Source organism: Streptomyces sp. NPDC060209 (assembly GCF_042728155.1).
In the GTDB taxonomy this organism is placed as follows: Bacteria; Actinomycetota; Actinomycetes; order Streptomycetales; family Streptomycetaceae; genus Streptomyces.
The window spans coordinates 26,998-37,412 of the sequence record NZ_JBHWZS010000052.1; the positions used below are offsets into that span (position 1 = coordinate 26,998).

Consider the following 10,415-nt stretch of genomic DNA (forward strand, 5'->3'; position numbering starts at 1 on the left):
GTTCACCGGTCCGGCCACGCGGAGAGCCGCAGCCCGCTCTCGAAGCGGTGCGGCTCGCCCGTGACCGGGTCGGTGAACTCCAGTACCTTCGCGAGCAGTTGCAACGGACGCCCGTAGTCCTCGTGCTCCGGCTCGGGTTCCACCACCGGATAGACCGGATCGTTCACCAACGGCAGCCCCAGCGCGTTCATATGGACCCGCAGCTGATGGGTGCGGCCGGTCGCGGGCAGCAGCCGGTAGCGTCCGAAGGCGCCCCGGTGCTCCAGCAGTTCGACCCGGCTCTCGCTGTTCACGGCACCCTTCTCCTCGCGCGCGGCGATGACCCCGCGCTCCTTGACGATCCTGCTCCGCACGGTGCGGGGGAGCGTGAGCCGCGCATCGTACGGTGCCACCGCCTCGTACTCCTTGCGCACCTGCCGGTCCCGGAACAGCGTCTGGTACGCCCCCCGGTCCCCGGCCCGTACGACGCAGAGCACCAGGCCCGCCGTCAGCCGGTCCAGCCGGTGAGCGGGCTGCAGCTCCGGCAGTCCCAGCCCGTCGCGCAGCCGGGCGACCAGGGTCTCGGTGACATGACGGCCGCGCGGGGTGGTCGCCAGGAAGTGCGGCTTGTCCGCGATCACCAGACGGTCGTCGCGGTGGACGACGCCGACGGGGAAGGGCACCGGCTCCTCGGGCGCGAAGTCACGGTGGAACCAGAGATGGCGCCCGGCGGTGTAAGGCTCATCCGCCCGCACGGCACCGCCGTCCGCCCCGACGAACCTGCCCTCGGCCAGCATGGCGTCCACCCGCTCGGCGCCGATCGCCCCCGCGAACCGGTCCAGCAGATGGTCACGGACGGTGGGCCAGGCTCCCGCCGGATCCGCCGGGAGCCGCACCCGCACCGGGTCGACGCCCGAACGCTGGGGGAGCGGGGCGGCGGGAGGCTTCGCCCGTCCTCTCATCGAATCGGTCCTTGTCGCCGGAGGGGCCCGGTGATGGACGGGCACAGCCCCTCCATCATCCCATCGCGTAGGCCCCCAGCAGGCGCTCGTACTCCTGCCGCGTGACCGGCAGCACCGTGCCGTGCCGGGCGCCCTCCGGGAGGGCGTAGTCGGTGGACATGGTCCACCGCCCCGAATCGAGATCGGTGCTCTCGAAGGGGACGTAGCCCCGGCCGCCGAATTCGTCGATGAGCAGATACCACTTCGCCTCGGTGTTGGACGCGAAGACCGCGGGGCCCTCGCCGCGCTCGATCGCGCCCTTGCCGATGCAGTCGGCGACGAATCCGTAGGTGCCGGACGTCAGCTCCGGTGACTTCTCCACGGTGATGAACTTGGAGCAGGGGGTGTCCGACGAGGGATTCCGCTCGTCCTTGGTGAACCGGTAGTAACTGCCGTCGTGGCGGATCACCGTGGAGTCGATCACCGAGTATCCGGGGTCGTGCCATACGGCGGGCTCGGTGAAGGTGCGGAAGTCGCGGGTGGTCGCGTACATCATCTTGTTGTAGGTGCTGCCGGTGTGTTCAGGGTCGTCGGCCGCGTAGATCTTCGACGCCCAGAAGACGACGTACGAGCCGAGCTCCTCGTCGTAATACGCCTCGGGCGCCCAGGTGTTGCCCGCGGTCTCCGGTGCCACCTCGACCAGCCGCCGGTCCGTCCAGTGCAACAGGTCGGTGGACTCCCAGACCATGACCGACCTGCTGCCGGTGCGTTGCACCTGGTCCCAGCTGCCGCCGTTGCCTCCGTACATCCGCAGGTCCGTGGCGATCTGGTAGAACCTGTCGCCCTCGGGGGAGCGGATGACGAAGGGGTCGCGCAGCCCGCCGGTGCCGAGCTCCGAGGTGAGCACCGGGCTGCCGCCGTTGAGCTCCTGCCAGTGCAGCGCGTCCCCGCCCCGGCTGAGAGCCATCCGGATCTGCTCGCCGTCCGCGGTGTCCTCGCCGGTGAAGTAGCTCATGGCGTAGGCGGTGAACGGCTGTTTCCGCGGCAGTTCGCGCACCGACGCGGTGAAGGCGCGGGTCGCGACGACCCGGCCCCGGGTGACGGTCGCGGTGAGGCGCACGCTCTCCGGCCCCTCCCCCCGCGCCGGCCGGTGCACGATGCCGGTCGGTCCGATGACGGCGGGTCTGGAGGACGACCAGGTCACGGCGGTGCCGTGGGCGCCGACGGCCGGCAGCGTCAGATTGCCGCGCACGTCGTCCAGCCCGTGCACGGTGAGTCCGGCGGCGGCCAGCGACGTGGCGCGGGCGTCACCGGCGCCGGACCCGGCGCGCGCGGATCCGGCCTGCGCGGACCCGCCGCCCGGGAGGGCGAGCAGGCCGAGGGCCAGGGACAGCACGGGGACGAGGACTCGTCGCACGAGGAGCGGACGCATGATTCTCCCGACATCGCGTTCGAAATACCGGATGCTGTTCGTGAAATCGGCCACGACGTTATGGGTGTCGGTAGGGTGCGTCAAGGGAGCCGGCGAAACTGCCCGTTGTGTGGAATGCGCTCCCCGACGACGCCAGGGTTTCTGCCCGCTGAATCCATTCAATACGGAGGAGCCCCCTCATGCGCCGAGCCGGTACCGCACTGCTGGCCGCCTGCACGGCCGTTTCCGTCCTGGCCGGCGTCGCAGCCGTACCGGCCGGGGCACGGGACCGCTTCCTCCGCGAGAACGGCTTCGGGCGCTGCACCGGCACCGCCCCCGTCGTCTGCCATGTCGATGTCGCCCCGGGGACCTACCGCGTACGCGTCGTGCTCGGCGGAGGCGCGGCAGCCGGCTCCACCTCCGTCACCGCCGAGACCCGCCGGGCCATGCTCGCCGAGACGCTCACCGCCGCGGGCGAGAAGGTGCGACGCAGCTTCACCGTCGACGTCCGCGAGCCGGAGGGCGAGCCCACCGGAGCCATCGGCGGCCCCGGGCTCGACCTCACCTTCGGCGGCGCCGCTCCGCAGCTCGCCCGGCTCCAGGTGGAACGCGTCCGCACCCCGCAGATCCTGCTCGCGGGCGACTCCACCGTCTGCGACCAGCCCGGCGAGCCCTACACCGGCTGGGGGCAGCAGCTTCCGCAGTACCTCACCGACCGGGTGGCCGTCGCCAACCACGCCGACTCCGGTGAGGGATCGCAGTCGTTCCGGGACAACTCCGTGCTCTTCCCCGCACTGCGCTCCCGCATACGGCACGGGGACCTCGTCCTCATCCAGCTCGCCCACAACGACAAGCAGACCGACCGCGACACCTACCGGGCCAACCTCACCTCGATGATCGAGGACGCGCGCGCCGAGGGGGGCCGGCCCGTACTCGTCACCCCGATCGTCCGCCGCTGGTTCAACGCCGACGGCACCCTCGACAACGGCACCGCGCTGCTCGTCAACGGCCTGGGCGTGGACCTGCCCGCCGAGGTGCGGGCCCTTGCCGCCGAGCAGGGAACCCCGCTCATCGACCTCACGGCCCTGAGCAAGGCCCGGGTCGAGGAGCTCGGTCCCGAGGGGTCCAGGACTCTCTACCTCTACGACGAGATGCGCGACAACACCCACATCTCGGCGCGCGGTGCCACCGAGTACGCCTCGCTCGTCCTCGGTGAGCTCCGCGACCAGCGGCTCCTCTCCACCCGCGCGGTCCGCTGAACCCGCCCCCGCCCGCGGGGTGCCCCTTCCGCAATCCGCCGGCCGGGCAGCGCGCCGATCCGCACATCACCCGGCACGCCGACGGCCGCTGCTGCTTCAGGACCGGCGTTCCCGCGTACGACCGGATCGTCCTGCGGCCCTCCTGACCCCGAACGGCCCGGCCACCGCCGAGGAGCCGGTCGTCGAGGAGATCGCCGGCGACCCGTCGGGCGACCCCAACCGTCACACCCGTATACAGCCGCTCGGCTGGAGAGCGGACGGCACGCCGGACTTCGGAGTCCCGGTGCGCGCCTGAGGTGCCGTCCCGGCCAGTTCTGGCGAGGGCGTTGACGCGCTGTCGCGGTCTGCCTATCTTGCGTTCGAAGTTCTGGGCAACGTCCGATATCTCGAACAATGATCCCTGGAGCGTCCATGCCGCACCCGCACCTGTGGACGGGACTCACCGTCCCGGTCATCGCCCTCCTGCTCGGCACGCTGGTGGCAGCACCCACCCGCGCCGACGACGGTCCGTCCGTGGCGGAGACGACCGACTACTCCCTCACCGTCCACCCCGACCGCACGGGCCCCGCCATCAGCAAGTCGATGTACGGCGTCTTCTACGAGGACATAAACCACGCGGCGGACGGCGGCCTCTACGCCGAACTCGTGCAGAACCGCTCCTTCGAGTACGACCGCGCCGACAACGCCGCGTACTCACCCATGACCGCCTGGAGCGAGGCCCAGGTGGCCGGCGGCACGGGACACGCCGCGGTCGTGGACGACGAGCAGCGGCTGGGCGAACGCAACCGGCGCCACCTACGCCTCGACCTCGACGGGACCGGAGACCGTGGGGCCGGCTTCGGAGTCACCAACTCCGGCTACAACCAGGGCCTGACCCTGCGCAAGGGCGAGCGGTACGACTTCTCCGTCTGGGCCCGCACCGACCGCTCCACGGGAACGGCGCTGACCGTGGGAGCCACCGCGGCGGACGGCACCGCGCTCGCCACGCCTCTGCGCATCACGGCCCGCGGCGACCGCTGGGCGAAGTACACCGGCACCCTCACCGCCCGCACCTCGGCGGCGGACGGCAGGCTGACCGTCACGGCGGGCGGCGGCGGAACCGTACGGCTCGACATGATCTCGCTCTTCCCCCGCAACACCTACAAGGGCCGGGCGAACGGACTGCGCAAGGACCTCGCGGAGAAGACCGCCGCGCTGGACCCGGGTTTCCTGCGCTTCCCCGGAGGCTGCCTCGTCAACACCGGGAGCCATGAGGCCTACGAGGCCCCGGGCTGGGAGCGCAAGCGCTCCTACCAGTGGAAGGACACCATCGGCCCGGTCGAGCAGCGTCCCGTCAACGCCAACTTCTGGGGCTACAACCAGACCTACGGCCTGGGGTACTACGAGTACTTCCAGTTCGCCGAGGACATCGGGGCGATGGCCCTGCCGGTCGTGCCCGCCCTCGTCACCGGCTGCGGCCAGAACAAGGCGACCGACGACCCCGCCCTGCTGCGACGGCACATCCAGGACACCCTCGACCTGATCGAGTTCGCCAACGGCCCCGCCGACTCCACCTGGGGCGCGCGGCGCGCCGAGATGGGCCACCCCGCGCCGTTCGGCCTCACGCACCTCGAGGTCGGCAACGAGGAGAACCTGCCCGACGAGTTCTTCGCCCGCTTCACCGAGTTCCGCGAGGCCATCGAGGCCAGGTATCCCGACATCACCGTGATCAGCAACTCGGGCCCCGACGACAGCGGAACGACCTTCGACCGCGCCTGGCAGCTCAACCGGGACGCGGACGTCGCCATGGTCGACGAGCACTACTACAACAGCCCGCAGTGGTTCCTGGAGAACAACGGGCGCTACGACACCTACGACCGCCGGGGCCCGAAGGTGTTCCTCGGCGAATACGCCTCGCTCGACAACCGCTTCTCCAACGCCCTCGCCGAAGCGGCCTACATGACGGGCCTGGAACGCAACGCCGACGTCGTGGAGCTCGCCTCCTACGCGCCGCTGTTCGCCGACACGAACGACTCGCAGTGGCGGCCGGACATGATCTGGTTCGACAACGAGAAGTCGTGGGGGTCCGCGAACTACGAGGTGCAGAAGCTCTTCATGAACAACGTGGGCGACCGCGTCGTGCCGAGCACCGCCTCCTCGACGCCCGCCACCACCGCACCGATCACCGGCGCCGTCGGGCTCTCGACCTGGGCGACGAGTGCCGCGTACGACGATGTCGAGGTCACCGGGGAGGACGGCGCCCCGCTGCTGAGCGACGACTTCTCCGCCGGTGACGCCCGGTGGACGAAGGCGGCGGGGCGCGGCACCTGGGCCGTCCAGGACGGGGCATACGTCCAGTCCGACGAGAGCGCGGAGAACACCCTGGTCACGGCGGGGGACACCGGCTGGCAGAACTACGACATGCGGGTCGAGGCCACGAAGAAGGCCGGCAAGGAAGGCTTCCTCGTCGCCTTCGGGGTCAAGGACACCGGGAACACCTACTGGTGGAACCTCGGCGGCTGGGGCAACACCCGCTCCGCCGTGGAGAAGACGGTGGACGGCGCCAAGCAGACGATGACCGAGGACGCCACCACGATCGAGACGGGACGCGCGTACGACATCCACATCCAGGTGCGCGGCCGGCAGGTCACCCTCTTCCTCGACGGCGAGCAGTGGGGCACCTTCACCGACGACAAGCCCGCCGAACCCTTCCGGCAGGTGGTCACCCGGGACGACACCACGGGCGACCTCGTCGTCAAGGTCGTGAACGCACAGGCGGCCGACGCCAGGACCCGGATCGATCTGGGGGCGAAGCCGGCTTCACGGGTCGCCCGGCTGACCACGCTCCAGGCGGCCCCGGACGCCGTGAACACCGCCGAGGACCACCAGGTGGCACCACGGAAATCGACACTGCGCGTCGACGGGCGCGTGCTCACCCATACGTTCCCGGCGCATTCCGTGACCTTCCTGCGCATCAGGCAGTAGCACGGGAAAAGCGAAAACCCCCAGGGTGACCTGGGGGTTTTCCGCTGGTGTCCGAGGGGGGACTTGAACCCCCACGCCCGATAAAGGGCACTAGCACCTCAAGCTAGCGCGTCTGCCATTCCGCCACCCGGACAAGGTGTCTGTCTCGCGGGCCCTGGCCCGTTCCGACGTGGAAAACCATAGCAAACATTCGAGGGTGCTCGATCACGCCCCTGCCATGTGAAAGGCGCATGACGGGGGCCGTGCGGTCTTGGGTGCGTGGGGGTGGGCGCGCGAGGATGAGGGGGAGCACCACCGCGACAGTGGAAGGAAGCAGCGTGAGCGAGACCAACACGGCCCGGGCCGGCATCGGCGAGACCGCCGAGAATGAGGTCGTGGACCTCTGTCGTGACCTGATCCGGATCGACACCAGCAATTACGGCGACCACTCGGGGCCCGGGGAACGGGCAGCCGCCGAGTACATCGCCGAGAAGCTCGCCGAGGTCGGGCTCGAGCCGAAGATCATCGAGTCCCACAAGGGCCGCGCCTCCACCGTGGCCCGGATCGAGGGCGAGGACCCCTCCAAGCCGGCGCTGCTGATCCACGGGCACACCGACGTCGTGCCGGCCAACGCGGCGGACTGGACGCACGATCCGTTCTCCGGAGAGATCGCGGACGGATGCGTGTGGGGCCGCGGCGCGGTCGACATGAAGGACATGGACGCGATGACCCTCGCGGTCGTGCGCGACCGGATGCGCAGCGGCCGCAAGCCCCCGCGCGACATCGTGCTGGCCTTCCTGGCCGACGAGGAGGCGGGCGGCACCTACGGGGCGCGCCACCTCGTCGACAACCACCGGGACCTCTTCGACGGTGTGACCGAGGCGATCGGCGAGGTCGGCGGCTTCTCCTTCACCGTCAATGAGAACCTGCGCCTGTATCTGGTGGAGACGGCGCAGAAGGGCATGCACTGGATGCGGCTCACCGTGGACGGCACCGCCGGTCACGGCTCGATGACCAACAACGACAACGCGATCACCGAGCTCTGCGAGGCCGTCGGCCGGCTGGGGCGGCACAAGTGGCCGGTCCGGGTGACCAAGACCGTGCGGTCCTTCCTGGACGAGCTGTCCGACGCGCTGGGCACCCCGCTCGACCCGGAGGACATGGAGGCGACGCTCGCCAAGCTCGGCGGGATCGCCAAGATGGTCGGCGCCACCCTGCGCAACTCCGCCGCCCCCACCATGCTCGGCGCCGGCTACAAGGTGAACGTGATCCCCGGGCAGGCCACCGCGCACGTGGACGGGCGCTTCCTGCCCGGCTACGAGGAGGAGTTCCTGGCCGACCTGGACCGGATCCTCGGTCCGCGGGTGAAGCGCGAGGACGTGCACGGCGACAAGGCGCTGGAGACCGGCTTCGACGGCTCCCTGGTGGACGCGATCCAGCTCGCGCTCAAGGCCGAGGACCCGATCGCCCGCGCCGTGCCCTACATGCTCTCCGGTGGCACCGACGCGAAGTCCTTCGACGACCTCGGCATCCGTTGCTTCGGCTTCGCCCCGCTGAAGCTGCCGCCGGAGCTGGACTTCGCCGGCATGTTCCACGGTGTGGACGAGCGGGTGCCGGTGGACGGCCTGAAGTTCGGCGCCCGGGTGCTCGACCGGTTCATCGACCACTCCTGACCCTGCCGAACAGCCGCATTCGCCAGCCTGTACGAATCTCACTGGTATGGGTGAAAGGGATCACCCACTCGTAGCCCCCTCCCCTTCTCCTCGTTGCACCTGATGCGGTCCGCGGCTGGGACCGCACTTGTCAACACAGGAGGAATCATGATCAAGAAGGTCGTCGCAATTGCGGCTGCTACCGGTGGTCTCGTGCTCGCGGGTGCGGGTCTGGCTTCCGCCGACGCCGGCGCCCAGGGTGCCGCCATCGGCAGCCCCGGCGTGCTCTCGGGCAACGTCGTTCAGGTCCCGATCCACGTTCCCGTGAACGTGTGCGGCAACACGGTTTCCGTGATCGGGCTGCTGAACCCCGCCTTCGGCAACACCTGCGTCAACGCGTGACGATGCGCGTCAACCCGTAAGGGTTTGAGCCCGGTCGGCCTCGGAGTGCGCGCCATGCACTCCGGGGCCGCTGGGCATTCGGCCCCCCGCACGACTGCGTCCGGGGCATTTCGGTAGGCAGAAGGCAGGAAGACAACCTATGCGACAGGTCACACGCAAAGGCCTGATCACCATGGCGGCGGCGGGCGGAGTGCTCGCGCTCGGTGGCGGTTACGCGCACGCCGACGCGGGTGCGGCCGGCGCCGCGTCGAGTTCACCGGGAGTGCTCTCGGGGAACTCGATCCAGGTCCCGATCGATGTACCCGTCAACGTGTGCGGGAACTCCGTGGACGTCGGCGGTCTACTCAATCCCACGAGCGGAAACGACTGCGGAAACGGATCTTCGGATTCCGGTCATGCGCACACCTCGGACGGCGGTTCCTCGTCCGGCCACGGCTCCGGGAGCCAGGCGTCCGGGCACGATGACGCGCGCGACAGCGGGGCGGGGACGGGCAGGCACCGTGCTCCCGGCACCTCGGCCCAGGCGGAGACGACGGGTTCCCCCGGCATCCTCTCCGGCAACCAGGTGCAGGTGCCGGTGGAGATCCCTGTGAACGTCTGCGGCAACAGCGTCACCGTCGGCGGACTGCTCAACCCGGTCTTCGGCAACTCCTGCGAGAACGACCCGGAGACGGCCCCGCCTCCTGTCGTGCCGCGGACGCCGCACACTCCGGAGAAGCCGGTCACGCCGGACGCGCCCCCAGCTCCCGAGCCCCAGCTCGTGGTGGGCGAGCAGCTCGCGCACACCGGCGGGGGCGGGCTCGACCTGCTCATTCCGGCGAGCGCGGGCCTGCTGCTCGCAGGTGCGGGAACGGTCCTGTACCGACGTTCGCGCAGCGCCGCGTAGCGGTACCGCGACATCGGCCCGACGGGCGGGTTCCGCACACGCGGAGCCCGCTCCGTGCTACCAGGTGGGCCGGAGCTGGCGGATGATTCGGCGGCGCAGCCGCACCCGGCGGCTGCCGTCACGGCGCAGCGTCAGCCGGTCCAACTCCCAGTGCCCGTACTCGGCATGGTCGGTCAGCAGGCGGGCCGCCTCCTTGCGGGACACCCCGCGCGGCACGTACACGTCGATAAATTCGTATTCCGGCATCGCATCTATTGTGCGGGCAGACCCCTGGTACGGATAGCGTCTGTCCTATGTCTGATGCTGCGCAGCCCACCGCTGCCGAGGTACGCGCCGCCGCCGATGCAGTCAAAACCGCGCTCGACCGCCACCTGCAGGCAGTCGAACGCCGTAGCGGGGACGACGACCCCGCTGTCTACGACGCGTTCAACGCACTGGCCGCTGCGGCCGAGGTCTACGACGAACTGCTCTACGACCGCTACGACGAGGTCACCCCCTTCGAGATCCCCGCCGCGGAGGACTCCCTCCCGGCCTACGCGGGTCCCGAGGAGCCGCACGCCGTCAGCGTGCTGATCAGGCGCGACTACGCGGTGGCGGAGCCGGCCCGCCTGCTCGCCCAGGCGCAGCGGCTGGCCGACCTGGATCCGGACGGGCAGGACGGCGAGGTGGCGAGCGCCGGCGCCGGGGTGCACGCCGCGCTGGGCGTGGTGTTCGGCGAGTACGAGGCGGACGAAATCGCTTCCCGGCATGTGGAGTTCGGGCTGGAGGAGGGGGACTCCACCCTCTGGGTGTCGGCGGTGGACGATCTTCCCGAACCGGGGGAGTGGCTCGCGGCGCCGTTCGACGATGCGGACCCCGCACTGGTGGTCTGCCGCTTCGACGCGAGCTCGGTCTTCGACGACGAGGAGGACGAGCTGGACGGGGAACCGGAAGGCAGCGTCC

At 70.3% G+C, this 10,415-nt stretch carries 8 protein-coding genes, 1 tRNA gene and 1 pseudogene; 6 read left to right on the forward strand and 4 right to left on the reverse strand.

The genetic code is table 11. The features are described from left to right. Nucleotides 1-2: 2 nt before the first annotated feature. Both ACFWFI_RS13270 and ACFWFI_RS13275 read right to left on the reverse strand, forming a co-directional pair. The gene (locus ACFWFI_RS13270; RefSeq protein ID WP_387388714.1) at nucleotides 3-941 is read right to left on the reverse strand and encodes a pseudouridine synthase; all 939 of its coding nucleotides are present in this window, start codon (nucleotides 939-941) and stop codon (nucleotides 3-5) included. A gap of 67 nt (nucleotides 942-1,008) precedes the next feature. Further along, nucleotides 1,009-2,229, reverse strand: a pseudogene (locus ACFWFI_RS13275) (immunoglobulin-like domain-containing protein); the annotation flags it as partial. Nucleotides 2,230-2,531: 302 nt separating this feature from the next. Here ACFWFI_RS13275 and ACFWFI_RS13280 point away from each other — a divergent pair. Together ACFWFI_RS13280 and ACFWFI_RS13285 are read left to right on the forward strand one after the other, a co-directional pair. Next, on the forward strand, nucleotides 2,532-3,590 hold the full coding sequence (locus ACFWFI_RS13280; RefSeq protein WP_387388717.1) for a rhamnogalacturonan acetylesterase: 1,059 nt from the start codon (nucleotides 2,532-2,534) through the stop codon (nucleotides 3,588-3,590). A gap of 411 nt (nucleotides 3,591-4,001) precedes the next feature. Beyond that, on the forward strand, nucleotides 4,002-6,554 hold the full coding sequence (locus ACFWFI_RS13285) for an alpha-L-arabinofuranosidase C-terminal domain-containing protein (RefSeq protein ID WP_387388720.1): 2,553 nt from the start codon (nucleotides 4,002-4,004) through the stop codon (nucleotides 6,552-6,554). A 45-nt stretch (nucleotides 6,555-6,599) separates the two neighbouring features. On the opposite strand, the gene ACFWFI_RS13290 is transcribed toward ACFWFI_RS13285, so the two are convergent. Then, nucleotides 6,600-6,687 (reverse strand) — tRNA-Leu (locus tag ACFWFI_RS13290). Nucleotides 6,688-6,871: 184 nt separating this feature from the next. On the opposite strand from ACFWFI_RS13290, the gene ACFWFI_RS13295 reads away from it, so the two are divergent. The 3 genes from ACFWFI_RS13295 to ACFWFI_RS13305 all read left to right on the forward strand — a co-directional run bounded on the left by ACFWFI_RS13295 (nucleotide 6,872) and on the right by ACFWFI_RS13305 (nucleotide 9,473). Then, on the forward strand, nucleotides 6,872-8,206 hold the full coding sequence (locus ACFWFI_RS13295; RefSeq protein WP_387388723.1) for a M20/M25/M40 family metallo-hydrolase: 1,335 nt from the start codon (nucleotides 6,872-6,874) through the stop codon (nucleotides 8,204-8,206). Between the two features lie 147 nt (nucleotides 8,207-8,353). Then, nucleotides 8,354-8,587: a chaplin ChpH gene (gene chpH, locus ACFWFI_RS13300; protein ID WP_387388725.1), complete on the forward strand. Its 234-nt coding sequence runs from the start codon at nucleotides 8,354-8,356 to the stop codon at nucleotides 8,585-8,587. 139 nt (nucleotides 8,588-8,726) lie between these two features. After that, on the forward strand, nucleotides 8,727-9,473 hold the full coding sequence (locus ACFWFI_RS13305) for a chaplin family protein (protein ID WP_387388727.1): 747 nt from the start codon (nucleotides 8,727-8,729) through the stop codon (nucleotides 9,471-9,473). 57 nt (nucleotides 9,474-9,530) lie between these two features. Here ACFWFI_RS13305 and ACFWFI_RS13310 read toward each other — a convergent pair whose 3' ends face one another. After that, entirely contained in the window at nucleotides 9,531-9,719 is a 189-nt protein-coding gene (locus tag ACFWFI_RS13310) for a DUF5703 family protein (protein ID WP_053930948.1), read from the reverse strand. A gap of 47 nt (nucleotides 9,720-9,766) precedes the next feature. Here ACFWFI_RS13310 and ACFWFI_RS13315 point away from each other — a divergent pair. Beyond that, nucleotides 9,767-10,415: hypothetical protein (locus tag ACFWFI_RS13315; protein WP_387388729.1), on the forward strand; the 649-nt coding region annotated here is incomplete at its 3' end.